The 25,422-nt window shown below is 36.7% G+C and carries 21 protein-coding genes; 4 read left to right on the top strand and 17 right to left on the bottom strand.

Annotation, left to right across the window (positions count from 1 at the left end):
* Positions 1 to 33: 33 nt before the first annotated feature.
* Genes RV17_RS02055 through RV17_RS02045 form a run of 3 tightly spaced genes read right to left on the bottom strand, consistent with a single transcriptional unit; the run spans position 34 to position 7,077 of the window.
* Complete coding sequence (locus tag RV17_RS02055; RefSeq protein ID WP_067482031.1) at positions 34 to 1,893, bottom strand: SpaH/EbpB family LPXTG-anchored major pilin; 1,860 nt, start codon at positions 1,891 to 1,893, stop codon at positions 34 to 36.
* Positions 1,886 to 3,490 carry a SpaH/EbpB family LPXTG-anchored major pilin gene (locus RV17_RS02050; RefSeq protein ID WP_071868376.1) on the bottom strand — a complete coding sequence of 535 codons (1,605 nt, stop codon included), beginning with the start codon at positions 3,488 to 3,490 and terminating at the stop codon, positions 1,886 to 1,888. The genes RV17_RS02055 and RV17_RS02050 overlap by 8 nt, the downstream gene beginning before the upstream one ends.
* Entirely contained in the window at positions 3,487 to 7,077 is a 3,591-nt protein-coding gene (locus tag RV17_RS02045; protein ID WP_071868375.1) for a SpaA isopeptide-forming pilin-related protein, read from the bottom strand. Before RV17_RS02045 ends, RV17_RS02050 begins: the two co-directional genes overlap by 4 nt.
* Before the next feature lie 434 nt (positions 7,078 to 7,511).
* Here RV17_RS02045 and RV17_RS02040 point away from each other — a divergent pair, with 434 nt between their 5' ends.
* Entirely contained in the window at positions 7,512 to 8,999 is a 1,488-nt protein-coding gene (locus RV17_RS02040; protein WP_071868374.1) for a helix-turn-helix domain-containing protein, read from the top strand.
* Positions 9,000 to 9,116: 117 nt separating this feature from the next.
* Here RV17_RS02040 and RV17_RS02035 read toward each other — a convergent pair whose 3' ends face one another.
* The 6 genes from RV17_RS02035 to ptcA all read right to left on the bottom strand — a co-directional run bounded on the left by RV17_RS02035 (position 9,117) and on the right by ptcA (position 15,847).
* Positions 9,117 to 10,091 (bottom strand): Gfo/Idh/MocA family protein, encoded by a 975-nt coding sequence (locus tag RV17_RS02035; protein WP_071868373.1) that lies wholly within the window; start codon positions 10,089 to 10,091, stop codon positions 9,117 to 9,119.
* 213 nt (positions 10,092 to 10,304) lie between these two features.
* Positions 10,305 to 11,102 carry a MurR/RpiR family transcriptional regulator gene (locus tag RV17_RS02030; protein WP_071868372.1) on the bottom strand — a complete coding sequence of 266 codons (798 nt, stop codon included), beginning with the start codon at positions 11,100 to 11,102 and terminating at the stop codon, positions 10,305 to 10,307.
* A gap of 7 nt (positions 11,103 to 11,109) precedes the next feature.
* Positions 11,110 to 12,210, bottom strand: a complete 1,101-nt coding sequence (gene aguA, locus RV17_RS02025; RefSeq protein WP_071868371.1) for an agmatine deiminase — start codon at positions 12,208 to 12,210, stop codon at positions 11,110 to 11,112.
* Between the two features lie 114 nt (positions 12,211 to 12,324).
* Positions 12,325 to 13,422, bottom strand: coding sequence for an agmatine deiminase (gene aguA / locus RV17_RS02020; protein WP_071868370.1), 1,098 nt, complete (start codon positions 13,420 to 13,422; stop codon positions 12,325 to 12,327).
* Entirely contained in the window at positions 13,409 to 14,794 is a 1,386-nt protein-coding gene (locus RV17_RS02015) for an APC family permease (protein ID WP_071868369.1), read from the bottom strand. The genes aguA (RV17_RS02020) and RV17_RS02015 overlap by 14 nt, the downstream gene beginning before the upstream one ends.
* Before the next feature lie 18 nt (positions 14,795 to 14,812).
* Positions 14,813 to 15,847, bottom strand: a complete 1,035-nt coding sequence (gene ptcA / locus RV17_RS02010; RefSeq protein ID WP_071868368.1) for a putrescine carbamoyltransferase — start codon at positions 15,845 to 15,847, stop codon at positions 14,813 to 14,815.
* 271 nt (positions 15,848 to 16,118) lie between these two features.
* Here ptcA and RV17_RS02005 point away from each other — a divergent pair, with 271 nt between their 5' ends.
* Together RV17_RS02005 and RV17_RS02000 are read left to right on the top strand one after the other, a co-directional pair.
* The gene (locus tag RV17_RS02005; RefSeq protein ID WP_067482010.1) at positions 16,119 to 16,778 is read left to right on the top strand and encodes a GntR family transcriptional regulator; all 660 of its coding nucleotides are present in this window, start codon (positions 16,119 to 16,121) and stop codon (positions 16,776 to 16,778) included.
* A 112-nt stretch (positions 16,779 to 16,890) separates the two neighbouring features.
* Positions 16,891 to 17,253 carry a DUF2200 domain-containing protein gene (locus tag RV17_RS02000; RefSeq protein ID WP_067482008.1) on the top strand — a complete coding sequence of 121 codons (363 nt, stop codon included), beginning with the start codon at positions 16,891 to 16,893 and terminating at the stop codon, positions 17,251 to 17,253.
* A gap of 58 nt (positions 17,254 to 17,311) precedes the next feature.
* On the opposite strand, the gene RV17_RS01995 is transcribed toward RV17_RS02000, so the two are convergent.
* The 6 genes from RV17_RS01995 to RV17_RS01970 all read right to left on the bottom strand — a co-directional run bounded on the left by RV17_RS01995 (position 17,312) and on the right by RV17_RS01970 (position 23,526).
* Complete coding sequence (locus RV17_RS01995; RefSeq protein ID WP_071868367.1) at positions 17,312 to 18,325, bottom strand: Gfo/Idh/MocA family protein; 1,014 nt, start codon at positions 18,323 to 18,325, stop codon at positions 17,312 to 17,314.
* A 17-nt stretch (positions 18,326 to 18,342) separates the two neighbouring features.
* A complete protein-coding gene (locus RV17_RS01990) occupies positions 18,343 to 19,503 on the bottom strand; it encodes a Gfo/Idh/MocA family protein (protein WP_071868366.1) in 1,161 nt (386 codons plus the stop codon).
* Complete coding sequence (locus tag RV17_RS01985) at positions 19,503 to 20,369, bottom strand: sugar phosphate isomerase/epimerase family protein (protein WP_071868365.1); 867 nt, start codon at positions 20,367 to 20,369, stop codon at positions 19,503 to 19,505. The genes RV17_RS01990 and RV17_RS01985 overlap by 1 nt, the downstream gene beginning before the upstream one ends.
* A gap of 19 nt (positions 20,370 to 20,388) precedes the next feature.
* A complete protein-coding gene (locus tag RV17_RS01980) occupies positions 20,389 to 21,285 on the bottom strand; it encodes a carbohydrate ABC transporter permease (protein ID WP_071868364.1) in 897 nt (298 codons plus the stop codon).
* Positions 21,286 to 21,287: 2 nt separating this feature from the next.
* Positions 21,288 to 22,163 (bottom strand): carbohydrate ABC transporter permease, encoded by an 876-nt coding sequence (locus RV17_RS01975; protein WP_071868431.1) that lies wholly within the window; start codon positions 22,161 to 22,163, stop codon positions 21,288 to 21,290.
* A 70-nt stretch (positions 22,164 to 22,233) separates the two neighbouring features.
* A complete protein-coding gene (locus tag RV17_RS01970; RefSeq protein WP_071868363.1) occupies positions 22,234 to 23,526 on the bottom strand; it encodes an ABC transporter substrate-binding protein in 1,293 nt (430 codons plus the stop codon).
* A gap of 263 nt (positions 23,527 to 23,789) precedes the next feature.
* On the opposite strand from RV17_RS01970, the gene RV17_RS01965 reads away from it, so the two are divergent.
* Complete coding sequence (locus RV17_RS01965; RefSeq protein WP_071868362.1) at positions 23,790 to 24,707, top strand: ArsR/SmtB family transcription factor; 918 nt, start codon at positions 23,790 to 23,792, stop codon at positions 24,705 to 24,707.
* 50 nt (positions 24,708 to 24,757) lie between these two features.
* On the opposite strand, the gene RV17_RS01960 is transcribed toward RV17_RS01965, so the two are convergent.
* The gene (locus RV17_RS01960) at positions 24,758 to 24,991 is read right to left on the bottom strand and encodes a hypothetical protein (RefSeq protein WP_071868361.1); all 234 of its coding nucleotides are present in this window, start codon (positions 24,989 to 24,991) and stop codon (positions 24,758 to 24,760) included.
* A 71-nt stretch (positions 24,992 to 25,062) separates the two neighbouring features.
* Entirely contained in the window at positions 25,063 to 25,284 is a 222-nt protein-coding gene (locus RV17_RS01955) for a hypothetical protein (RefSeq protein ID WP_067481993.1), read from the bottom strand.
* Positions 25,285 to 25,422 lie beyond the last annotated feature (138 nt).

The raw sequence follows: 25,422 nt of genomic DNA, 5'->3' as shown, positions 1-25,422 counted from the left end.
CACTCGCGCCAAATTTCTTACAGCTACATCTTATTATTCTGATTTTCGTTTTTTAAAATAATAACCAGCAGATAGGACAGCTGTTAGTCCAGCAGCTAGGAAAACAGTAATCCCCATACCACCGGTAATTGGTAACTTACCTTTTGTCTTATTCACTACCACGAGTTCAACTTTTCCATTATCTGCGACAAAGTTTGTTGGTGTATTTGGTAAAACATAACCATCAGGAGCTTTTATTTCCACCAATTGATAAACGATATCAGCACCAAGTTCATCTGTTTTAGCAATACCGAAAACTTCAATTACGCCTTGGTCATTTGATTGAAAAACTGTTGCATCTCCTTGTGTAGCAACCCAACTAACTTTTCCGTCTGTCATTTTTAAGAAGGCCTCACCGCGCTTAACTACAAATTCTGCTCCAGCAAGTGTTTGTTTTGTATCCGCATCTTTTTTGACAAATTTCTTACCAAAAGTCTTTACTTCTTCCTGAGCTGTTTTTGGAATAAAATTATTGTCAAACTTGATTTGGTTGTCGATTGCTGTTGCTAGTGGAGCGCCTGGTTTGATTTTCATTTGAACTTCAAAAGTTAATATTTTACCTGCATGGTTTGCTAACTCAGCTGGTGTGAAGCTAACAATAAATGGGTTAGCTGTAATGTCAGCAATAGTTGCGGTCACATCTCCAGTGGCTGCGCCATCAATTTTGATACTTGAAAGAATTTCATCTGCTGTAGAAACAAGTTCCAGTGATGAATGATACGTATCAACTAAATCGAATTTCGTAAATTGCGCTACATCTTTAGGAATTTGTTGTGTGATTGTAAAGGTGACGATTTGATCCACATCTACATCTACATCATCTGCTTCTTTTTTAGGTTCAGGAACTTTGTAGTTGTATGCAGATGCATTTTCTTTATCAGTTAATAGCACTTGGAGTTCGTTGTAATGTGAGTATTTGATCGCCATTGAACCATCACTTGCATTACGAGTTGCAAAGGCTGTAACAACTGGATTATTCAAATAGTGATAAATTTCTGCTCCTGTTTGAAGTTGACTTGTTGCAACCGGTGTGTCTACTTCATAAAATTCATAAATACCGCCATCAGCTAAAATCAAATCTTCAACAGTAACTTGGCCAGATGCATCCGAGAAAAGAATTGTTGCTGCATCAACTGTTCCATCAAATTTGCCTGTGCTTGCTTGGTAATACATTCCTGATGCTTGATCTTTTAGAATGAACCCAGCGTCTTTTAATGCGACTGGATTTGCTTGATTTCCCTCAGCATCTAGTCCTACACCATATTTTTTGAATGTTAGGTCTGAGGTTTTGTATTCATTTTTTGGATAAAGATGAACAACCGGACGATTGTTTCCACCTTCATCAGTTACGGGTAATCCGACCACGAATGGCACTGATTTCTCAGCAATCGCACCAGCGGGAGTAGTCGTTTCTTTAAATAGATAAACAGCATTTCGTCCACCTGATTGTGTTGGTAAGGCGAGTGAAGAAATACCGCTTGAGTCAGTTAGTGCAAATTCATGAGATGCTAACCCAGTAGTATCTGCTGCAATTGCAGCATCGGTAGCTTCAGTGACTCGTTCTTCATGTGTACCACTTGCGCCATCATAAGCAGCCCAGTAAATGCTCGTTACATCATATGCTGTAAAACCTGCACCACTTAATGGTGTCGAATTTGGCCAAGTCATCTCATCACCAGTATTTTGAATTGACTCGGGTAGCGTATCAAAAGCAAGTTTGTGTAGTGTAACAGTTTGCTCTGTTTCAGTGTCGCCTTCTTCAACGGCATAAACAGCACTTCCCAACCCTAAAAACAACGGTAACATTAGTAAAAGTGAAAGAACCCAGGTAAATACTTTCTTTTGCTTATTCATTTTCCTCACTCCCATTCTTTTTTTTCACTCCATGATTGTGTTGCTTGACCAACAAATAACCTGCACTTGCTATCATGAGTAAACCAGCTGCTAATAGATAATTATTGAATTGATCTGCCGTTTTAGGTAAATCTTTTCCAAATTTGCTTGGTGTAGCAATTGAAGCCGTTGGAACAACGGGCGTAGCTGGTATACCTTTTTTGACTGTTTCCTGTTGATTTACAATTTTTAAAGTTTGATTTTCTTGTTGTGTAAACGTTCCTTTTGCAACAACAAATGGCACTTTTTCTTTATTTAGAAGGTAACCTTCTGGGGCTTTGATTTCTAATAGTTGGTAGTTGCCATAACGTAATCCATTGATCCAAAACAGACCGTTTGTGTCAGAGACTAATTTCACTAGATTTTCATAAGAAGTTGGTACTTTCGTTGCATCAATCCAGATGTTTTTTCCATCTGCACGTGCTAAATATTCTCCTTTATCATTTAGTACGACAAACTCTGCACCCGTTAATTTTTTTGATTCATCTATTGCATCAACTTTTACAAAGTATTTCCCTCCTGTTTCGACGGTTGTCGTTACTTCAATTTTTTTCTCACCATCAACTATTAGTGAGATTCGATTCAAGAAATCAGACTGATTTAAATTATTTTCTTGGATCAACATTTGATAAGAAAAAGTGATTTTTTCACCAACATGGTCTGCTAAAACCTTTGGATCAAATGCGACAGTGAATCCGCGCTCTGAAATCGAAGTGAATGTATAAAATGGACGCGTTTCAGGTTGACTAAGCGAAATTGAGACTGTTTCTTCGGCAGTTGCTTTTTGAATTAGCATCAAAGAGTCATCCGGTATATCAGTCACAACAAAACTTTCGTAATTAGCAATATCTGATGGAACGGTCAGTGTTGACTGATAGTCGATTGGTTCACCAAATTCAAAGTCGATTTTCTCACCATTGATTTTTTTCGTTAGTGTTGGTGGAATTGTTCTGGTTGCTCGACTTTTTGGGAAAATTCGAATGGTTTGTAATTCATTCCCATTATTATCAAATACTGGTAAAACAACTAACATGGGGCGAGTGATAGAATTGACAGTTGGTGGATGATTCGTTTCTTTGATGAAGAAAACACTATCCTTATCCCCTTTTTTAGCAGGAAGTTCAAAGGAAGCAATCCCCTTTTCATTTCCCTGTGTTTGGGTAACACCAACGTATTTGGTCAATGCTTCAACATCCGCCGTTTGCATGTGTTTAAGAAATGCTGCTCGAAATTCTTCAATTGATTGATTTTCAAAATCTGAGGCTGCTAATTGTTCATAATACATATCTGTTACTTCATAAACAGTAAATTCAACATCATTTAAACCTTCAAAGTTCTGGAGTCCAATCGGTTCTTCAAAAGGATTTGTTTCACCATCATTGTGTTGTTCGTCAATATCTGCTTCATGGTCAAACAACAGTTTGTGAATGTGTAACGTGATTGTTGAAGAAGCCTCAGTTTCTGCATGAACTTCGGTTGAATTAATTTGCGCCATCATGAAGACAGAGAGAAGTGAAACTAGGACAATGCTTAATCGGGAAAGTAGTTGTTTCATCATGCTCTACCCCCTCTTCTTCTTAAATAAATGTAAAAACTCAACATCAACGTGCTACCGAGTGCTAAATACGGAATAATTGTCATTCCACCAGTTTCTGGAAGTGGCTGTTTTGCATGGTTTGTCACTTCTAATTGGATGATATTACCTGATACAGTGAGAACGTCTGTCTGTTCTTCTCCATCAATAGTCACTTTTCCTGTATCACTAATAACAATCACAACTGGTTGAGTTAAGCCGATAAAACCACTTGGGGTAAAGGTTTCTTCTAGGCTGTATTCTCCTGGTCGTAAGCCAGTAAAGATAAATGTGGAACTATCTGTTTGTTTAATCGTTTCACTATAGTTATCTGGTCCAGTAAGCGTGAACTCTGCACCATTTAGCAATCGACCATCTTGATCTTTTTTCTCTAGTTCTAAAGTAAAGTCTTTTAAGCGGTTAGTCAGTGTCAAACCGGTAATAATAAAGCGGTTTTGAGTTTCATCAAAAGTAGCGGGTTCTGAGTAGAGAAGTGTTTCATCCTTATCAAAAATTTGAATCACTTTATCTGAACCAATAACTACTTTCCAAGGTCCCTGATTGTTTTCATATCCAAGTGGTACATTCGTTTCTTTCAAGAGATACTCACCTGGTTGTAACCCTTGGCTAAATTGGACAACTCCATGTAAATCTGAAGTTGCTTCAATTGGTTCTAATAGATTTTCACCTTCCAATGTGAAAGTTGCACCTAAAAGTGGTGTTCCAGTTTCATTTGTTTTCTTAAATTCAAGTAAAAATGGAACGAGTTGGTTACTGATTTGATTGTTTTCAGGGAATCCAGTGACGCTTAAACTTAAATCAGATTCTTGTTTTACCAAAATCGTAAATTCTTCAATTTCTTGATATCCCTCAGGTGCAGCTAATTCACGAATGATATACTCACCAATCGGATATGCTGGAAATTGAACTAACCCGGAATCATTAGAAGTTGCCTCAGCAAGAAGAACAGTTGGCGCAGACTTCTGATAAATACCAAATTTTGCCCCCGCAAGTGGTGTTTCATGATCCTCACCGACTTTGATAAAACTGATTCCTTTTTTCAGCAAAGTATTTGTAACGGTTAATGTCTGATTTGTTTCTTTTGTAGTTGATGCTGGTGCGTATGTCGGTGCGCTGTACCCAGTGACGTGATTTGCTTCGCCGACTTTTTCGATGATACGGTATTCGATAAGTTGACCATTTCTAAGTGCGACCACATCAGTGAATATTCCTTCTGTCGACGTAGCTCCTTTTGGTACCGATAAGTGTTGGTTTGGGACATCTACCCAGTTACCATCTTGATTTTTTTCTTGTAATTGTAAGGTGATGTCTTCACGTAAATTCCATTGATTAGATTCATCTTCCCAGATTTTTTTCGCCTGGATATCAAATGTGGTTACTGGAACTTTTACAGATGGAATTGCGAAATGAAGATAATCTGGCGTTGTTGTTCGATTATTTGTTACATAGGTTGTCTTATTCGCCGGATAAAACAGGCCATCGCGATAGGCTTCTTTTACTTCAACCAGGTATTCGATTCGATAACCTTCTCGTCCAGTCTCTGTCTTTCCTAGATTCATATTTGATAAGTTGATCGTACTTCCATTGATGGCAACTTGGACTTGTTGTGCAAATGATGGATAACTACCACTTGTAGATGGAATAACAGTCAACCCATTATCAACTTTCAAGGCAAAAGAACTTACATCACCAATCAAATTGACATAGTCACTCATTGGATCTGTAACCGTTGCTTGTTGGAGCGTAGCTGAGAAAGTAGTACTCAATGTTTTTAAAACCTGAATCAGCTGTTCACGATTATTTGCGGTGAAATAACCATTTTTCCCAATGGCTGTTAAGACACTTTCAGCAGTCTCACCTGTAGCAAAACCAATTGAGTATTTTATGATATTTTGATTTGCTGGATGCGTAGCTCTTTGATTAACATAATCAACTGTTGGTGTAACATGTCCAGTTGACGATGTTCCGTTTCCGTTGTAGTAATTCGTATTGTTCATTCGTGCATAGTAGCGTTCAGAATTGCCTAGATTTGTTTGATTCAAACTGAGTAGGTTATTTGTCAGATTCAAATAATTTTGATTTGGTGAAAAAGTAGGTTCACCATCAGTTAAAACGATTAGGACTTTTGCTGCTTCACTCCTAGTTCCATAACTTGGATTTGTTAGCATGGCATAACCTGCATCAAGACCAAGGTAAGTTGGTGTACCAGAAGTATCAGGTGTCGCAGTATAGATTGTGTGACTGGTAATTGCTGATGGACTTGTTGTGAAACCACTAGAACCAAATTTCCCAATTTCTCCATATGGAACATCGACTGAATTATTGTTGATTTGCATACGTGTAGAACCAAATGCTGCTAGTCCTAAACGAATATTTCCATCATTGCCGGGTCCAAGCAAATCATTTGCAAATGTAGTCACTGCGTCTTGTAAGGCGACCCAACGAGTCATCCCTTCAGGAACAGTTTCTTGAACCATTGAGCTCGACTTATCTAATACTAAAGAGATATCAATCGGTTGATTTGTTTCCAGTGCATCCCCAATTACATCTAATTGGACTTTAAATTGATTTGGGTTACTAGTTGGAATAACAATTTTTTTAATTGCTCCATCACCATAATCATGATAACCATTAGTAAAGTTCAGCGGATTGCTATCAATGATATTATTTATTGATGAAGTCCCCTCTGTTTTCTCTGTACTAAAATCATAGTTCTTGATAAATGTGGAAGAGTCATTGGTCGTGTAATTATTTGTCGAGTGTTCTGGATACGTTCCTAACGCATCATTAACGTAATTAAATGGATCGACATTGACCGGACTTCCTGCTAAAGGTGTCATAGCAAATGGTGCTGCAGTAATCAATGGAAGTGCCTTTTCATCAGAAGGTTGAGCAGCTTCAGTATCTGCTGTTTGCTCTTTTTCTGAAGTTTTATCTTCCTCAGATTCCTTCGCTTGTTCTGAGCCATCCGTGCCTAACGTATTTTCTTGAACAGTTGTATCATTTTCTTTCTTAATTTCTTCCTGTTCATCAGTAGATTCATTCGTTTGTTGACCATTTATAGAGGGATCAATGCTTGATTGGAACTCAATTGCTTGAGCTGTTTCTTCTAAAATTTTTCCTTGCTCATCTAATAATTTTATTTGAATTTGGATAGCTGATTGTTCAATAGCTGTTTGAAATTCGATTGTATTCATTTCGGCATCATGAACTTCCTCAATCCAGCCATTTTCAATTTCTATAAAATCTGTTTGCGTTACTTGTTTAATTGGCTGATCTTCAGCGGTAACTTTTAGTTGTAAAGTTGTTTGCGTTTCTTCACTTACTTGTTTATGATATCTCAGGGTCCAGTTCTTGATACCTTCTGAGCCATCTTCTGTGGCAATTGAATCTTTCCCTTCAAGTTTCAACTGTTGACTGGTTGCAATTTCTCGAAATTCGGTGGTCTCTTCTGCATGAATTAAACTAGAAATCCCTAACAACTGACTAAAAATACTTAGCAACAAAACACCAATCCATAAGAAGCTAACTAGTTTTACTTTACGATTCATTCCGACTCCCCTCCCTCCAAATTCACAAACATGAAAAATGTTCCCTCTACAATTTGAAGTTTAGCAACGGAATTATGTTATAGCAAAAGTTAACAATATGCGGTTTAAAGGGGATGGTCGTTTTTTATATGTTATTTTTTCAAAAATGTAACACATTTTGTTTTTTGATTTATAAAATATTCACAAACTATGATAATGGTGTGATGTAATGATGATCGCATAACACATAGTTAGTATGAGTTATATTTTGATAAGGTAAAAATTTATGGATTAAAAGTGCGTAATATTTCTGTAAATCCTTTATTTGTATTAAAATATAATTAATATTTAAAATGTTTTTTGTTATAAAAAACGATATAGTTTAATTTTTTTGTCAGAAAGTTGATGGATTATGTAAGAAATCTGGTCAAAAATAAAGAAGGAGAGAGTTCATTATGTTTGAATTTGTGGTTCTTAATGATTATGACAGGCGAAAGTTAGCAGTTTTTCAGATCCTTAATTCACAGAATGCTTCTTGTTCCATTTCCTATTTAGCTAAAGAATTCAAACTATCTTTTCCAGCCACTCAATCGTTGATCCAGTCATTTGATCGTGACATGATTACGCTCTTTGATAAGAGTGTTTGGGATGAGAGCGGACGAGTTAATTGGCACACTAAAGGCTATAATTACAATATATATTTACAGTTTTTGATTAAGTGTTCTCTACCCTATCAATTTTTACTTTCTATATTGACAAGACCAGAACAAACGATTGAAGATTTTTTAGAAGAAAACTATATCAGTCGCTCGACTGCAATCAGAGCATTACAAACGACTAAAGTGTGCTTAGATGATTTGAATGTAAAACTTAACTTTTCTAAAATGAAAATTTTTGGAGAAGAAAGCAACATTCAACTGCTTTTTTTTTATGTGATTTGGTTAGGCTCCACTGGAGATGATGTGCTCACAAACGAAGAACTTGATTTACCATATTATAATGAAAAAGAACTTTTAAAAGACTTTGATTTTTTTAACTTTTCTCATGTTCATCCAAAAGCAATCCGATTAATGTTAACGATTATGAAAATTCGAAGTTTACAAGGGTATGAATTGGATGAATTTGAAGGAAATGAATTGATTTATTTTGACGCTAATCCCGTTTTACAACAATATTTTTCTCAGTTTATTAAGGATCCCTATCAGATTATTTATCACATTAATTTTTTGAAATATGTATTTGTTTTTTCGTTCTACTATGCATCACCGGTTGATTCTCGCTTAACTATTTTAGTTGATTTTTATCAAAATTTAGAAAAGAGAGAACAGCAATTTCACAGGTTTTTGATAGAATTTAATTCATTTTATTCAAAAAAAATCTTACCTGAAAATCTGACTGAAGAAGAAGAACTGCTTATCCGTGCAAATCTATTTTCTACGCTATTTTCTCACTATACTAATGGGGGAAAACTACCCAAATTCTATGGGTTTGATGGCGTTTCTAGTCATTCAGAAACACCGGGGTATCAAAAGTTAATAGAGATTTTAGGTCATTATTTTGAGCAATATTTTCAAAAAACGTCCTTTTTTATTTTTAAAGATCGTAAAAAAGAATTACTTGAAGATTTAAGTTTTATCCTCTATCCTTACTTCCAGAAAAAAATCAAAGATAGACGAGTGAAAGTTGCAATCATTCCTATGATTAATCAAAAAATATTACAGAATATTGTTTTGTTTTTATCACAATTGCAATTTGTTGACTATGAACTATCAGTAACTGACCATTCAGAAATCGATTTGTTTATCACTAGCTTTTCAGAAATTTTGCCGAGTACGACGAAACCATGCTTTATCGTCGAATTAACAGATGAATCAAATTATTTAAGTGAGTTGTTTAATTGGTTGTGGGATATGTATTTAAACAATCTAGCACCAGAAATGTAATATTAAGCAGCTGGACTAAGCAGAAAGCTATCTGTCTTTGAAACAAGTAGAAATGTAAAACTGTTTTAGAGACAGATAGTTTTGTTTGCAGTTTTTTTAAAAATTTGATGTGAGGAATTAATTTCTTGATTTCGTTGATAATTTTGCCTGGTCAATCACCCACATGACAGTTTCACTATGCTTTAATTGTTTTTGCATGGCAAAAAAATCTTTACTTTGAATCATCTGATCAAACATTGCAAATTCTTGATACATTCTATGTGCGTGACTATTCGCAGAAATAGTTTCTAAGAGTTGATTTTGTTGATAGATATCAAAGGAAGTTAGAACATTGGCAGGACTGTCAACTACAATCGACCTATTTTCACCTTGAATAACTGAGCGAACTGGTGCATCAGAATTCTTAGCCGCGATACAAACTGCTTGATATTCCTTATATTGCAACACTAAAATGCCAGAAGTATCAACCTCTTTTTCCATATGTGGAAAATAATAGACTTCTAATGGTTTTCCTAATAGTCCTACAACAAAGTGGACATTGTAAATGTTAAGATCCATCAATGCTCCTCCACCTTTTTGAGCATCGAAAGCAGGCGCAATCTCTCCGTTTTTAAACGCATCATATCGTGAAGAATATTGAGAATAGTTGCATTCAATTAGCTTTATCTCTCCTAAGGAAGACAGTTGTCTCTTGATTTCTAAATAATTTTCTAAGTATTGGTTTGTAATTGCTTCAAGCAAGATTTTTTGTTTGCTTTCTGCTAAGTGTTTTAATTCTAAAAATTGTTGATAATCAGTAGTAAATGGTTTTTCACAAATGACATTTTTCCCAGCTAACAATGCTTTTTTTGTAAAAGAAAAATGTAAGTGATTGGGGACAGCAACATAAACAGTATCAAACGTATCTTCCCTTAAACATTGTTCATAGTCAGTAAAACAGTTTTTGATTCCATATTTTTTTTGTAGTTCTTCTAATGTCTCTTTACTTCTTTTTGTTCCGACGATTGCTTCTAATTCGATTTGAGGTAAGTCTTTTGTAATTGTTAAAAAGTCTTGTACAATTTTGCCAGAGCCAATTATCGCTAACTTCATATTGTTCACCCTTTTAATTGAAATTTCATTTCCATAGATTGTTGTGATCTCATTGAACCATGAAAATGATTCTTTGATAAGAGAACGACTGAAAATTGACAGTTTGTACCAGAAAAAAGCCTGTTTATCGCAAAAAACTGAAACTTTTTACCAAAAAAGAAACTACCTATAGACACGAAGAACATGTTGTTCTAAGCTCTAAAGGTAGTTGATTCAACGAAATACCAGATGATAGTCCTGGGGATCACAGCCTTCGATATATTGATAAAGCAACAGCTCCATCAAGGCAATCATCGAGATATGCGAAGTAAGATTTAGTTGATTAAGGTACAATTCATCTGTAAATAAGTAGAGATTGATATCGCTTGTGTTTTGCATCAGGTTATTGTCGGCACCGGTGATTGATACAATCAAGGGATGTGACTGCTCTTTTAACTTTCGAATCAAGGTAATTAACTCATTGTCCTCACCACGATAACTAAAAACGAAAACCAAATCCTTTGATTCAGCTTGTTGTAAAGCAATTGTTCTTGTTTGTTGATCTTCTGGAAAGATGACAAAAAATCCAGCTGTAGTATAGAGATATTTGATATAGCCCATAATTTCTTTGCTCATTCCTTTGGCGAATAAAAAGATTTTTGGTTTTTCCTGCATGGCCAAAACAATTTTTTTGATTTTATCACTATCCATTACACGAACGGACTCAATTAAATTTTTTAAGTATTCTTCCCGATAATCTCTTTGAGAAACCACAAATGGACTTTGTTGAGGAACATCATTTTTTGTTAATAAAGTGTATTTGATAACTGTTGAAAATTCACTATAACCACTAAAACCTATTTTTCTAACGAAACGCAAAAAAGTCGTGGTTGAAACAAAGCATTCTTCAGAAACTTCTCTAATACTTTTATTTTTGATGACATTCAAGTTTGAGATAACATAATCAAACAAAACCCGTTCATTTCTTGTCAGTTCTGCTAGATGGGAATTAACAATTTCATAGAAATCCATAATCATCCTACTTTCTATGTTTTGGTAGTGCCTGAGCAATACAGTGGATATTTCCTCCACCTAAAAGAATTTCTCGTGCAGGAACTCCGATGACCTCATATCCAGGATACAAGTCTTTCAGTATTTTATGTGCTTTTTGGTCATTAGGGTCGTCAAATACAGGATAGATTACGCCTTGATTTGCCGTATAATAACTAACATAACTAGCTGTTAATCGATCTCCAGGAAAGCGTGGAAGCATACCATTTACTGGGTCTACTCCTTGACTTTCTTCTTCAGTAATGTACATTGCTTGCGGTAAAGGCATTTTATGAATTTGTAGTCCCCGTCCCTGGGCATCTGTTACTTTTGATAAGTACATATAAGCTTCTCGTACAATTTCATACATTGGGTCTTCTGGATCATCGCACCAATTAAGGACGAGTTCACCGGGGCGAACGATATTCAACAAATTATCAATATCACCATTTGTTTCATCTAAAAAGAAGCCATGTGGAAGCCAGATGATTTTTTGAGCTCCGCAATACTCCAAAAGGATTTCTTCGATTTGTGTTTTAGTAAATTGCGGATTCCTTCCTTCAGATAGGAGACATTCTTCCGTAGTAAAAATTGTTCCTTCCCCATCACTGTGAATGGAGCAACCTTCTAGTACGAAATTTGCCAAGGAATAATAGTCTAATCGTTGCCAATTACAAATTTTTTCTGCCAATAAATCATCTTGATCCCAAGGAAAAAACAACCCGTCTAACAATCCGCCCCACGCATTGAATCGAAAGTCTACAGCACGAAGATTTTCTGACGTGTCCATGACGTAGACTGGACCTGTATCCTTGATCCATGCATCATCTGAACTCATTTCTAAAACACGGATGTTTTCGTTAAGTAAATGACGAGCATTTTTGTATTGTCTTTTTGATACAAGCATTGTAACTGGTTCGAATTTCGCAATAGTTTGTGCAACTTCTGCATAAGTAAGTTGAGCTGGCTTTGCACCATTTCGCCAATTATCAGTTCTCTCCGGCCAAATCATAAAACATTCCTCATGAGGAACTGTTTCTGCCGGCAAGCGAAAGCCATCTTGCTTCGGGGTACTGTGTTCGATTTTCATTTGGACAACTCCTCTTCTCCTATTAGTATAGCAAAAAACGAGGATTCGAAACAAACCTGTTTGCGAATCCTCCGTCCTCTCCTTTTAACTTGTTAAATCATTTCATTGTATCTTTTAGTGGCTACTAGGTATCTGTTGAGTGATACAGTGAATATTTCCTCCGCCTAAAAGGATTTCTCGTGCAGGAACCCCGCTAATTACACGATCTGGATATAATTTTGCTAAAAGTTTTTCTGCCTCATGATCCATAGGGTCACCAAATAATGGAAAGACGATTCCGCCATTAGCCGTATAATAATTAACATAACTAGCAGCTAAACGGTCGCCCTCTTCTCTTGGCAAGGTACCTCCTACAGCGTCTACACCTAAGCTTTCTTCTTTAGTAATCGTAACAGGATTTGGTACATACATTTTATGAACGACCAACTTCCGCCCTTTGGCATCTGTTTCGTTTTCTAAAATATTCAAGCATTCTTGAGAAATTTCATACTGCGGATCAGCTATGTCGTCTGTCCAAGCAAGAACCACTTCACCTGGCTTAACAAAATTAGCAATATTGTCAACGTGACCATTCGTTTCATCTAGATAGATTCCACGTTTCAGCCAAATAATTTTTTCAACGGCTAACTGTTCTTTTAAAACATGTTCAATTTGTTCCTTAGATAATTGAGGATTCCGTCCGTTTGAAAGTAGACACTCTTCCGTTGTTAATAAGGTACCCTCTCCATCGACGTGGATTGAGCCGCCTTCTAAAACAAAACTATCTAACCGATAACGATCTTTACGTTCGATTTCACAAATTTTTTGAGCGACTTGATCGTCTTTATCCCATGGGAAATAAAGACCATCTTCCAATCCGCCCCAGGCATTGAATGACCAATCGACACCGCGGACTTCACCACTACTACTTTTAACAAATGTTGGGCCACAGTCACGTACCCATGCATCATCATTAGCGATTTCAACTACTCTGATTTCTTCCGGTAGTAAATGACATGCATTATTATATTGGTCAGGATTTGCTCCCACGGTTACTGGTTCGAAGGCAGCAATTGCTTTGGCTACTTCGACAAATGTTTGTTGTGCTGGCTTTCCACCATTGCGCCAATTATCTGATCGTTGGGGCCATAAAATATAAACGCCCTCATGGTTTTCAAATTCGCCAGGCATCCAAAAGCCATCTTGTTTTGGGGTACTATCAATTGTTTTCATGGGAATGAACTCCTTTTTCTAACGTTTTTCCTGCGTGTTTTATCATTATTTCACCAATCAATGCTACAAGAATTGTACCTATCAATACCGGAATTTTTCCGGAAATTTCTTCTGGACTATTATCAAGTGGTACGACTGAGAAAATTAAAGTTAAGACCAGTAAAGTAAATGGAACATAAGTCAGAATTCGAAGAAACCATGTTGGTCCAGGAACTTTGAATGGTCGAGGTGTATCGGGATCTGTTTTGCGTAGTTTTAAAAATGCTGGGAACATCATGATATATGATAACAATAATGCAACGACATTTAATGAAAAGAATGCCCAAAAAATATTTTCGTTGGGGATCATTGGTGCGGCGACAACAAGCAATGTTGCAATGATTCCGTTAAGTAAAGAAGCACCAACGGGCATTTCATTTTTGGAATTTACACGTGCAAAAATCGCAGGCATATCGTTATTCTTTGCTGCGTATAAAGCAACATAATTCACACCTAAAGACCATGAAATCAAATTGGCAGCTAAAGTATACATAAATAATAAGCCAATAATCACTACAAACGGATTCAAGCCACCGACTAATAAGATAAAGCTGTCGATTAAGCCGCCTGATGCAGATAATTCATCGGCAGGAACCGCTGCGCCCATACCAAATGCCGCAAATAGATAAAAGAATGCAATAAGTATTCCACCATAGATAATTGATTGCGGAATTTGCTTTTTCGGATTATCCATGTCGCTTGCCATAGTAGTTACCACTTCGAATCCCAAAAAGTTAAATAGAATAACTGAAAGAAAGCTAAGGCTCTTAATATCCATTTTTGGAAGTAAAGCTGCTCCTGAAAAATCGTTTGCTACACCTTTCGTTACCGCATGATAGATACCCAGAACACCTAAACAAATCATGATGGCAACTTTCGCAAAAGCGGCAAGATTCAAAATCCATTTACTGTCACTCACAGGATAACAACTAATAAAAGTAACGACCCAAATGAAGAGCAACTGGATTCCAATAGTTACAAATAAATGAAGCTGAATTTGAAAAATTTGTGATAGGACTTCTTGGAACAAAACGGCTAAGCTTGCCATCCAAATAGGAAAGTTGATCCAATAAAACCAGGCAACTCTTCCACCCCAACGTCGACCAAAAGCTTTCTTTACCCAATCATAAATTCCGCCGTCGCCTTCATAAGTTGTACCTAACTCTGCAGAAATTAATCCATAAGGTAAGAAGAATAAAATCAGTAGTAACCCCCACCAAAAAAATTGTGAGGAGCCAATTGCTGCGGCGGGGGCAGCAGATTCTACTACCAGGATAACCACAACTGCCATTAATACAGCGTCAAATAATCGGAACTTCTTTTTTTCCATTATCCTTGCTCCTTTCTAGCCTTAGTTTTTGCGTTCGTATTGTTTTGTTTGACGTAATAAACGTTCAAATTCACTATTGTATGTTGTGACTACTGCTTCACTCGCATAGTTTAAGTAAGGATTTAAGAAGTAAACTAGCAAAGCGCGCATCGCTGTTAATCTGTTTTCGGCTTCGTCCAGTACCACTGAGTAAGGTGCATCTAATACTTCATCAGTTACTTCTTCTCCACGGGTAGCGGGTAGACAATGCATAAATTTAGCATGTGAGGCCGCTTTTTTCATTAAGTCTGCATTGACTTGATATTTTGGATAAAATACGTTCATCCGTTCTTCTTCAGATAGTTCCGCTTCATACAAACCATACCAAACATCTGTATAAACAAAGTCTGCATCTTTCATAGCAAGATCAGCGTCTTCAGTAATTAACACGCTTCCGCCAGATATTTGTGCATTTGCTTCACCAATAGCCAATGTTTCTGGTTTGATTTGGAATCCTTTTGGTCCAAATTGAACAAAGTCCATCCCCATTTTTGTAGCAATAAACATTAACGAAACGCAAACTTGTGTCGCATCACCGACAAAAACGACTTTACAGTCACTTAATTTTTTGCCGGCTGGTAGATGTTCTGTCATGGTGATGATGTCACCTAGTTCTTGAGTCGGGTGATTATAGTCGCTCATTCCGTTTATTACAGGAATCGTTGCTGTTTTAGCTAATTCAACTACTGAGTCATGACGTTCTACCCGAGCCATCAAAATATCTACTAAGCGAGATAAGACGCGGGAAGTATCGCCCAGACTTTCGTGTCCACCTAATTGGATTTGTCCAGGCGCTAGGTATTGTGCGTGCCCACCTAGTTGCGTCATAGCTGTTTCAAAAGATACACGGGTACGTGTAGAAGATTGCTCAAAAATCATTCCTAACGTTTTGTTTTTCAACAAAGGAGGATAGTAGCCATTAGTAATTGATTCTTTCAATTTCAATCCCAATTCAATCAAGTAATCTACTTCTTCTTTTGAAAAATCATTTGTATCGATAAAATCACGTTTTTGCATTTTACATTCTCCTTCAATTATCTATTTTTTGTCGTTTATACTCGAGTAATCCTTTTGACACTTTGAGCATACTTGTTTTTTTAATAAGTTGTAAGGGCTTTTCTAGTTTAAGAAAGGAATAGAAAACAAAAAGAACATGTTACATTTTGCGTAACATGTTACATGCTTTTTTTATAAAATAGACTAACGAGCTACTAGTTGCATAACATACTTTTAAGTGGTTTTCTGCTATAATAAAACAGATATTGATGGTGGAGTTGGAGGAATGAACATGATTGATAGCTTGCAAAATCAAGCATACCAGGAAATTAGAAAACGAATTATTTTTTCAGATTTAGAACCAGGACGCAAAATATCTGAAAAAAGTTTAGAAGACTTACTTAACATTGGCCGCACCCCTATTCGTGAATCTTTGATACAATTGCGTCAACAAGAACTTGTTTATACGATTCCTCAAAGTGGTACCTATATTTCAAAAATTGATTTGGCTTCTGCGCAAAATGCACGCTTTGTACGTGAGCAACTTGAACAGCAAATCATGGTTGAGTGTTGTACAAAATTAACTCCTGAAACACAACAACGATTACAAGAAATATTAAACTTACAACAAAAAACAATTGAAAAACAAGATGCACGTGGATTTTTTCATGCGGATAATTTATTTCATGAAACGTGTTTTGACATTGCTGAGCGCAAAGAAGTTTGGAATTGGTTAGATAACCATAATACGCATTTAGAACGATTTCGTTGGCTACGGGTGACGATTTCTGGGTTACCTTGGGAAACCATCACAAACCAGCATCAGCAATTATTTGACGCACTAGTTGCTAAAAATCCTGAAGAAGTTCGCTTTTTAACGATTTTACATTTGCATATGATGTTGAACGAGCAAGAGTCAGTTGTGGAAAGATATCCAGAATATTTTGCTTGAATTTTTATTGAATCAGCTTGTTCTATTTTTTTAGCTATCCAATCTTTAAGTCGACCGTTGTCAATTACTTAAATTAATATCTTTTTATTAATCTCAATCAGGAGGGAAAAAGATGCCTAAACATCGAATTTACACAACTAGTTTTGCCAGTGTCTACCCCCACTACGTCACAAAAGCGACGAAGAAACAGCGAACAAAAGCAGAAGTGGATCAAATTATCTTATGGTTAACAGGTTACACACAAGATGAATTAGAGAACCAATTGGCTAAAGAAGCAACTTTTGAAACTTTTTTTGAAGAAGCACCATTATTGAATCCCAAACGTTCACTGATTACTGGCATGATTTGTGGCATTCGCGTGGAAGAAATGGAAGATTCCTTAATGAAAGAAATTCGCTATCTCGATAAGTTGGTCGATGAATTAGCTAAAGGTAAAAAAATGGAAAAGATTTTGAGAAGTGAGTCTGGAAAATAAAGATAGGAGTTAAAGCCCCCAAGTTGTATTGAGCTTTTACAACTTGGGGGCTTTTAAATTAATTATTTAGCGAAATCCATTTGTTCCTCCGACTAGAAGTATAAATACCTAAAACAATTTTTAGTGATTGAAGTGCATCAATTCCGGCGAGACTTGCTATATGGTCGTCCGTTTGTCCATTGATTTCCTTGATAAAGGCAGCAATAACTGCCTGATGTCCACGCCCCCAATACCTTTTTGAAGCATAAGTTAAATGTTGTGGCAGATCTTCTAAGATTACTTGTTGGTTAAACTTCAATTGTTCTGTTGTTAGTTCAATCTGTCCTTTTTCACATTCAAAGGTAAGTTTTGGTGATGGGTTACCTGTATAATTATTCGTTGCTTGGATCACGAATGGTGTGCCGTCATGGTATAGGGCAATCGCCATCGCTGTATCTTCAACTTCGATTATTTGCTCTAAACAAGCAGTCATGATTTTCCCTTTGATTTTCTCGGGTGTGCCAACTAACCAAGTAACAGCATCAATCATGTGGATCGCTTGATTGATCAGCACACCTCCCCCTTCTCGTTGCCACGTTCCTTTCCAATCTGATTGATAGTAGCTCGGAGTTCTTTCCCAAGCCAGTTCGCATTTGATACCAGTAACTTTACCGTATTTGTTGTCTGCTAGCTGTTTTTTGAGTAGTAAATAAGTTGGATTCAGTCGATTTTGATAGCAAACATGGTAAAGTGTGGATTGTTTTTCTATGATAGAAATCAATTCTTCAGTTGCTTGGAGTGTTGTTGCCATTGGCTTTTCACAAAGAACATGTTTTTGTGCGTTCAGTGCAGCGATACTCATTGCCTGATGTAAATCATGAGGGGTACAAATGATTACCAATTCGACCTCTGTCATTGCTAGTAGTCGATTGAAATCTTGATGAAAAATACAAGAGAATTGTTCTGCAAAAGTGAGACCAATTGTCTGATTTATATCACAGCAAGCGATTAGCTGGGCGTCCTCCAATGTTTGAACTACTTTAGCATGTGTTTGGGCAATTGCACCACAGCCTATTATTCCGACACCAACCATTTTGTTTTTCCTTCTTTCTAATACGTTTTTTTTGTGTCTAAAATTACTTCTGCTCGTTGTTTTTCAGTTGATGTCTCAATTTTTTTAGTTAATTCTTCTAAAAATAAATGTTCGTTGATTGGTAATGGAACCCATTCTTGAAGCCATGAAGAAAGATGGATGGCGTTTGAAATACTAAGGCCTTTGATTCCCTCTTCCGCAGGAGAAACCAGTTCTTCCTGAAATAAGATGTGATTGATGAAATTTTGAGTGATTTTTTTATGACCAGATTCATTATCAAAAGTGACAGGAATCTTAATAGACCAAACTTCTGGTTCACCAAAGCCTCCTGCATAGGTTTGATTCCAAGTGGTTTCATCAATTCGAGTTTGCCAAAATTTTAATTGCTGATCTTCAATGACAATTTTTCCTTTGGAACCCACGATTTCAAAACGATTTGTTCCGGGAGTTTCAGTCGTCGTTGTAACAAAAACACCAGTAGCTCCATTTTGATACTCCACATAGGCGGTAACTTCTGTTTCGACTTCGACATTTCGGCGTTTTCCATTATAAGTAAATGCGCAAATCCGCTGAGGCATACCGCAAATCCACTGCCATAAATCAAGCTGATGTGGGTCTTGATTCAGTAAAACACCACCACCTTCTCCTTTCCAAGTAGCACGCCAATTGCTAGAGTCGTAATAGCTTTGCGAACGATACCAATCAGTGATAATCCAATTTGTCCGGCGAAGCTCACCGATTTCACCTGAATCAACGAGCTCTTTCGCTTTTTGATAAAGTGGATTCATTCGTTGATTGTACATCAGTGCGAGTGTTAGTTCTGGATGTTTTTTGGCTTCTGTTAACATTTCTTGTACTTTTTTTGTATAGACACCCACAGGCTTTTCAATTAAGACATGTTTACCCGCTTTTAGGGCTTCAATGGCTAAAATTGGATGGTCATAATGCGGCGTAGCAATAATCACTGCATCAATTTCAGAAGATGAAAATACATTGGTAGCATGTGTAAAGTATAGATAACTTTCCCCAAGTTTTTCACGAATTTTAGCTAACTTCTCTGGCTGGTTATCGCAAAGACCAGTTAATACGACATTTTTTAGCTCATTAGCTAATAAATTATTTACATGTGCAGTTCCAATATTTCCCACACCAATAATCGCAATTCGAATTGGTTTCATCATTGCCACCTCACATCAAGTTTTGTTAGTAGTTTTTTTAATGACTCTGACGCAAGAATGAACATTCTTGCGTTGTCAGCTTTTTTTGTTAATTGTTGATTGGTTGGTTCTAAACGTTCAAAACCCTCAAAGAAAGTCAGGTGTGGTTCAAGCGAAACAAAACCGTTGTAGCCATTGGAAGTTAAATCGTTTAGAATTTCTTCAAGTTTTCCGTCTCCAAAACCAGCTGGCCTGACTTCGTGGTCACTGAACCGAGCGTCCTTAATGTGGAGGTAAGCGATTGAGGGCTTCAGTAATTCGTATGCATCGGGAAAAGCTTCAACGTCGCATTGAACAAAATTTGCTGGGTCAAAGACAGCCTTGACTTGCGGATTATTTAACTCATTGAGCAAATAGGCACATCGTTCGGGGGTATCACCAAAGATTTCTTTTTCATTCTCATGAAGCAATGTGATTTCAGGATATGCTTTCGCAATGGCTATAAAGGCTTTCCACCGAGTAACAACTTCTTCTTGATAATCATCTGGATTTTCTGCAGGATCAATAAAGAAACTGAACATGCGGACATACGGACTCTGAAAAATGTTGGCTAGGTGTAGCACATGTTTAAAAAGTTCTAAGTGTTCAGAAAACGGGTCATTGATATTTATTTTCCCAATAGGCGAACCAATACTGGATACGGTGATTCCTGCTGTATCTAATTGTTGTTTATAGCGGTGAGCCTCTTCAAAGGTTAACTCACTGACATTTTTTCCATCAAGTGTTCGTAACTCGATGTGTTTGATTTTTTGTTCGATTAACCCAGCAATTTGTTGTTGCATACTGGGATTAATTTCATCTGCAAATGCGCTAATTGTCACGGTCATTTTTGTCTTCCTTTCTTTTTTAACCTTTCACACCACCAGCAGTTGAACCACCGATGAAGTGTTTTTGAGCAGAGAAATAAACAACTAATGAAGGAATCAAACCAATGATCGACATGGCAATTGTTCGATTCCAGCTGAAATCTGCTGAAGTAGTGTCCATCGCCATCCTTAAGGCAATCGATACTGGGTATTTTTCTACAGAAGAGATGTAAATCAATGGGCCTTGAAAGTCGGTAAAGGTCCAGATAAATTGAAACAAAGCAGCAGTAATCAATGATGGTTTGAGAATGGGTACAAGGATTCTTGTTAAAATTGTGAAAGAATTACAGCCATCAATCGTTGCAGCTTCGTCTAGTTCTTTTGGTACTGTGCGGAAAAATTGAACCAGCATGTAAACGAAAAACGTATCGCAGGCAAAAGCTGAATTCGTAATCAAAGGTAGATACGTATCAAGCAAATTTACATTTCGCCAAAAAATATACATTGGAATTCGAGTAACGATTCCAGGCAAAAATAAAGTAGCAATCATTATTGGAAATAAAATTTTCTTGAAAGGAAAATCAAAGCGAGCAAAGCCATAAGCTGCTAAGGTACAGGAAATCAAAGTCAAGAAAACTTTAGGGATAACAATCAGAAAAGAATTCAAGAAATAAGTAGCAAACGTGTACTGACTCGATGTTTGCCAACCTTCAATGTAAGGCGTAAAATCAAACGTTTTTGGCATAAACCAAATGGATTGAAAAATTTCACTATTTGTCTTAAAGGAAGCACCAAATAACCATAGAATTGGGTACAACATGATGAGCGCGCCTGCAATCAAAATAAGATATTTGATCAACAAAACTAATCGTTTTTTTCGTTTTACTTGTCGATTCATTTTTTCTGTTTCAGTTTTATGCTGCAATGTTTGCTGCATGGTTAGCCCCTCCCATCGGCATAAAAGACCCAATTTTTAGAAGTCTTAAATAAAATTGCGGTAAAGATCATAATCATCACAAATAATACCCACGACAACGCACTTGAATAGCCCATGTTAAAAATCTTGAAGGCATTGTCATAAATATACATAGGTAATAAGTACGTGCTACGCATTGGTCCCCCACCCGTGATTAAAAATGGGCCATCAAATTCTTGGAACGCTTGAACCAATTGTAAAATTAAATTAAAAAAAATAATCGGTGTCAATTGTGGCAAAGTAACAGAGAAAAATTGTCGAAATTTTGATGCACCATCGATTGCTGCAGCTTCATACAAATCTTGAGGCATCTCAGTCAACGCATTTAAGAAAATCACCATAGCTGAACCAAACTGCCAAACACGTAGCAACACAATGGTCAACATGGCACCTGTCCCACTAGAAAACCAAGCAACATTAGCAAGCCCGATACTGTTTAACACCATGTTGACTAATCCATCATTTTTAAATAGGAACTGCCACAACACAGCAATCGCGACATTTGCACCTAAAATCGAAGGGATATAATAAGCTGTTCTGAAAAAGCCAATTCCCTTTAGCTTAGCATTCATTACATAGGCTACGAAAAGTGCAAAAATCAGCTTAAAAGGAACAGTTAGGAAAACGAATTTGATGGTTGCTTTGACTGACGACCAAAAAATGGGATCATCAGTAAACATTTTGATGTAATTGTCAAAGCCAATAAACTTCGGCTCGGTTAGCATCGAATAGTCTGTGAAGCTGTAAAAGAGTGACATGGCAAAGGGATAAACAACAAAAAAGAGAATCCCAATCATCCAAGGTGTTAAATATAAAAGACCAATGTATTTTTTTTTGATCATTTTTTTCCTCCTATAAAAGTTAAGAAATCAGATGCCATGATTTGCTATGCGTTAAAGCATAGCTGGCTTAATTCACGGAGTCTTCCTCTTCCTTGAATGCTTGGTAAAATTCTTTTGCAGCCTGCTTAGTGTCGATTTTTCCATAATCTAATCGAGTAATGATATCTAAAGTTGCATCATTTAGCTTAGCTGTGTCCCAACGATACATAGTGGATAGATTCGTATCGACCTTCTTCTCACCTTCCACTAAAATTTCTGTCGCTAATGGCGTAATCAGTTCACTTTCTTCTAAAGCTTGTTTACCGCTCTCACTATCAGGTACGCCGTTTTCTAATTTTTGAATTTTATTTGCTTCTGAATCATTCATTAAATAATTGATTAGCTTTGCAGCAGCTTTTTGGTGCTTGCTAGAGGTTGGAATAGAATAAACCATCGATGGCTTCGTCCAGACTCCTGTTGATTTTTCATTACTCATTGAAGGATAGCCTGCTAACGCTAATTCAAATCCTTGTTCTTCCAATTGACTCTTAATGGTATTTACGTTGGCAATAAATTCAAAGAGTGTTACCCACTTTCCTTCAAGTAACGCTGGTGCTGGTGCGCCGTCAATTGTTCCTGCATTGTCTACATCTTTTTTAGAAGGAATGATTCTTTGCTCAACGAGTTGATGATAAAAATTGACAAGTGTGAGGAAATCTTTTTCTGTGTAGTTCAACTTGCCATTCTCATCTGAAATTGGTAATCCAGTTTGTTGCGCAACAATTTGAAAGAAGACAATTGGAGAACCATACTTAGCGCCAAAGAAATTTGCGGCTGGATAATAGTCATCAGGTAATTTTTCCCGCATAGCGATTAAATCTTCCCAAGACTGGGGTGCCTCGATATTGAACTGATCTGTAACTGTTTTGTTGTATAACAAAGGACGATAGTTGGTTGATAATGGTAATCCTAACAAATGGTCATCATATTTTAGTGAAATCAAGGACTCTTCAGAAAAGTTGGTAGAAATTGCTAACTCTTTTGAGAGAGTCTCTAAATCAACAAGTTGGTTTTTGTATTGATTTAGCCACATTGAATCCAAACGAATGACGTCTGGTGCTGTGCCACCAGATAGTTGTGTTGTCATTTTTTCTTGATAACCTCCGTACCCACTAAACTCTGCCTTGACTTTGATTGTGGGATTTTCTTTTTCAAAAGCTGTGATGGCTTCTTGCATGACTTTATTCCGCGCATCACCACCCCACCAGCTGATTCGAATTTCTTCGGTTTTGGCTGAACTTTCCGAGCTTTTGCCACAGGCGGCCAAGCTAAAACTTAAAATGGCGATCCCCGCAAATTTGATGATTTTTTTATAGTACACTTTGGACACTCTCCTTTTGAGTTGGTTTCCTATCGATAGTATTAAGCGCTTACAAGTAGAAATGTTAGCTTGAACCATGGGTATCGTCAATAAGTTTAGCAAGGTTCGAGCCACTTTCAACTGAGAAGTTAACGAGTGTATTTTATTTTCTATAGGCTCTGTTAACCCAATAGTTAACAATTCGATTAGGCAATTGTATTCTCTAGCGGAGATATAGTTTACTTACATACATAACTAAATTATTTATGAAAGGAACCATTAAGATGGAATTATATTTAGACCAACATTCTTTACCAACTTATAAAGCATTAGCATCAGAAACACGGTTAGCGATTTTGCAATTGCTAGCAGAAAGAGGTTTGACTGTTACCGAACTTGCGAAGGAACTCAATTTAAGTAAGGCAATCATCTCAAGACATGTTCGTCTATTAGAAGATTGTCGCCTGATTCGACTGAATGATTCTTGGTTCAATGATGACGAACAACACAAGCGCTTGTTTTCGTTGGCACTTGATCGAGTGGAAATCGTCTTTCCGCAAAAAGTTTTTTTACCTTTTAAAAAAGCAAGCGTTGAAACTCGGCTAGGCTTATTCTCTGATTTTTTGGTCGTGCCGACTTGTGGACTCGCGGATACGGAAACGATTATTGGTCTGTTAGATGAGCCACAGTCCTTTGTTGACGAACACCGATCAGAAGCTGCCCTTTTATGGTTTTCTCGTGGGTATGTAGAATATATCATTCCTAATAAAGCACCAGTTGGTTCAACGGTGCAGTTATTGGAACTCTCATTTGAAATCTCTTCAGAATTTCCAGAATCAAATAATAATTGGCCAAGTGATATCAGCTTTTATATTAATGGAATCAAGCTAGGTACTTGGACTTGTCCTGGAAATTTTTCAGATGTCAGGGGAAAATTAACGCCTGATTGGTGGAAGAATCATTTTAGCCAATACGGCCTTTTAAAGCACTTACGCATCACTAATTCTGATACTGGAATTGATGGAGTCAAAATTTCTGAGGTTCGGCTAGCTGATCTGGGTATCGAAGATCAATCATTTTATCGGTTTAAAATTGCTGTAGACGAAGGGGCAGTCAATCAAGGAGGCGTTACTTTATTTGGAGATACCTTTGGCAATCATGAACAAAATATCCGAACAACCATTTATTACAGTGAAGAATAAAAAAACTGAAACCAGTAAATGGTTTCAGTTGACTGATGAAGGATAAATACTCAATTCTTTCGCTGGAAATTTTTATGTGGATGTTTTTTGTAATAAAAAGTTGCACGGATGCTTGCACCTAACAAAAAGGCTCCGCAAATAAATAAAAAATGAAAAAATTCAGGGAATTGAAAAAAGGAATCAATTTTATTGACTGAGTATCCAGAAAGAAATGAAATCAGAAAAATATAACGCATTTTATCATTACGTCCCCACTCATCTAGCCAATAATAAAATTTTTTCATGAAATCCTCCGCTCTGTTTTTTTATTTTTTAAAAGACTCAAGTCAATTCTTTAATTAGTCGCTTTCTGTGTTTATTCAGATGCAATCCAGTCGTCAAAAAAAGTTTTTTTATATTTTTTAAAGACCGTTGAATCTAAATGGCTTTTGTTTTCGATTACTGAAAAACGGACATCATCAGAATTGGTAAAGTGACGGTCGAAAAAGGCAGATTGATCAGCGTTATCTAGAAAGAGTGGCTTGTTTCCATGTGTGGCTGCAGTGGCTTTTTTTGGACGTTCCTGGTTGACAATCATGGATTTCCTCCTAATTTTGCAAGTTTCCTTGCTTTTGTTTTGGGAATCTTTTCAGTTTACATTCTAATGAATCAATGTATTATCGTCAACTAATAGCTGAAAGAATAAACAAGCTCACGCATAAATGATTTTATTTAG

The organism is Enterococcus thailandicus, from assembly GCF_001886265.1.
Taxonomy (GTDB): domain Bacteria; phylum Bacillota; class Bacilli; order Lactobacillales; family Enterococcaceae; genus Enterococcus_B; species Enterococcus_B thailandicus.
The sequence above is the reverse complement of the archived record's forward strand: the minus strand, read 5'-3'. Positions and strand labels throughout refer to the sequence as shown.

Bases quoted from the DNA above. Each gene is read 5' to 3' on its own strand.
- RV17_RS01960 (WP_071868361.1), bottom strand. From the start codon at position 24,991: ATGAAAAAATTTTATTATTGGCTAGATGAGTGGGGACGTAATGATAAA.
- RV17_RS01990 (WP_071868366.1), bottom strand. From the start codon at position 19,503: ATGAAACCAATTCGAATTGCGATTATTGGTGTGGGAAATATTGGAACT.
- RV17_RS02055 (WP_067482031.1), bottom strand. From the start codon at position 1,893: ATGAATAAGCAAAAGAAAGTATTTACCTGGGTTCTTTCACTTTTACTA.
- RV17_RS02045 (WP_071868375.1), bottom strand. From the start codon at position 7,077: ATGAATCGTAAAGTAAAACTAGTTAGCTTCTTATGGATTGGTGTTTTG.
- aguA (WP_071868370.1), bottom strand. From the start codon at position 13,422: ATGAAAACAATTGATAGTACCCCAAAACAAGATGGCTTTTGGATGCCT.
- RV17_RS01980 (WP_071868364.1), bottom strand. From the start codon at position 21,285: ATGCAGCAAACATTGCAGCATAAAACTGAAACAGAAAAAATGAATCGA.
- RV17_RS01965 (WP_071868362.1), top strand. From the start codon at position 23,790: ATGGAATTATATTTAGACCAACATTCTTTACCAACTTATAAAGCATTA.
- RV17_RS02000 (WP_067482008.1), top strand. From the start codon at position 16,891: ATGCCTAAACATCGAATTTACACAACTAGTTTTGCCAGTGTCTACCCC.
- RV17_RS02030 (WP_071868372.1), bottom strand. From the start codon at position 11,102: ATGGATTTCTATGAAATTGTTAATTCCCATCTAGCAGAACTGACAAGA.
- RV17_RS02035 (WP_071868373.1), bottom strand. From the start codon at position 10,091: ATGAAGTTAGCGATAATTGGCTCTGGCAAAATTGTACAAGACTTTTTA.
- RV17_RS02050 (WP_071868376.1), bottom strand. From the start codon at position 3,490: ATGATGAAACAACTACTTTCCCGATTAAGCATTGTCCTAGTTTCACTT.
- RV17_RS01995 (WP_071868367.1), bottom strand. From the start codon at position 18,325: ATGGTTGGTGTCGGAATAATAGGCTGTGGTGCAATTGCCCAAACACAT.
- aguA (WP_071868371.1), bottom strand. From the start codon at position 12,210: ATGAAAATCGAACACAGTACCCCGAAGCAAGATGGCTTTCGCTTGCCG.
- RV17_RS01985 (WP_071868365.1), bottom strand. From the start codon at position 20,369: ATGACCGTGACAATTAGCGCATTTGCAGATGAAATTAATCCCAGTATG.
- RV17_RS02040 (WP_071868374.1), top strand. From the start codon at position 7,512: ATGTTTGAATTTGTGGTTCTTAATGATTATGACAGGCGAAAGTTAGCA.
- ptcA (WP_071868368.1), bottom strand. From the start codon at position 15,847: ATGCAAAAACGTGATTTTATCGATACAAATGATTTTTCAAAAGAAGAA.
- RV17_RS02005 (WP_067482010.1), top strand. From the start codon at position 16,119: ATGATTGATAGCTTGCAAAATCAAGCATACCAGGAAATTAGAAAACGA.
- RV17_RS01955 (WP_067481993.1), bottom strand. From the start codon at position 25,284: ATGATTGTCAACCAGGAACGTCCAAAAAAAGCCACTGCAGCCACACAT.